Source organism: Nitrobacter winogradskyi (genome assembly GCF_006539545.1).
Taxonomy (GTDB): domain Bacteria; phylum Pseudomonadota; class Alphaproteobacteria; order Rhizobiales; family Xanthobacteraceae; genus Nitrobacter; species Nitrobacter winogradskyi_A.
This window is the reverse complement of sequence record NZ_BJNF01000158.1, coordinates 1-999: the sequence shown is the minus strand read 5'-3', so window position 1 is coordinate 999 and position 999 is coordinate 1. Positions and strand designations below refer to the sequence as shown.

The following is a 999-nucleotide window of genomic DNA, read 5'->3' as shown; positions in this document are numbered from 1 at the left end:
ATAAGAACGAGCCATAGGAACGAAGGAGTAGACACATGGACATCCGAGCTCAAGTTTCGATGGTCTTTCACCTGGACAAGTGCATCGGTTGCCACACCTGCAGCATCGCGTGCAAGAACATCTGGACCGATCGCAAGGGCACCGAGTACATGTACTGGAACAACGTGGAGACCAAGCCGGGTACGGGTTACCCGACACGTTGGGAAGACCAGACCAAGTATCGTGGCGGCTGGGTGGTTGACGGTCAGAGGCAGAAGAGCCTTCGGCTTCGGCTGCAGGGCAAGTGGGGAACGCTGACGAACATTTTCTACAACCCCTATCTGCCGACGCTTGACGACTATTTCGAGCCGTGGACCTACGATTACCAGAACCTGATCAATGCGCCGCTGGCTGACGAGCAGCCGACCGCGCGGGCGATCTCGATGGTGACCGGCAAGTACATGGACACGATCGAGGCGGGCCCGAACTGGGACGACGACCTCGGCGGTTCGCAGGTTTACGCTAACAATGACCCGAACTTCGACGGCGCTTCCGATGAGGAAATGCGCCAGATCAACGAGATCAACAGCACGGTGTTTTTCTATCTGCCGCGCATCTGCAATCATTGCCTCAATCCGGGATGCGTTGCGGCCTGCCCGCAGGGCGCGCTCTACAAGCGCGGTGAGGACGGCGTTGTGCTGGTGAGCCAGGAACGCTGCCGCGCCTGGCGCATGTGCGTCTCCGGTTGCCCCTACAAGAAGACCTACTTCAACTGGTCGACGGGCAAAGCCGAGAAGTGCATCCTGTGCTATCCGCGTCTTGAGAGCGGCCAGCCGCCGGCGTGCTTCCACTCCTGCGTGGGACGCATCCGGTATATCGGCCTCGTGCTCTACGATGCGGATGCGATCGAGGAGACCGCGAAGTCGCCGCAGGATCAGCTGGTGATGGCCCAGCGCAACATCATCAAGGATCCGTTCGATCCGGAGATCATCGCGGCCGCGAGGGCCAACGGGATTCCGG

1 protein-coding gene is annotated in these 999 nt (G+C 60.0%); it reads left to right on the top strand.

The window, feature by feature from the left end:
* Window positions 1-35: 35 nt before the first annotated feature.
* Window positions 36-999: 4Fe-4S dicluster domain-containing protein (locus NWI01_RS18610; protein ID WP_141385421.1), on the top strand; the 964-nt coding region annotated here is incomplete at its 3' end.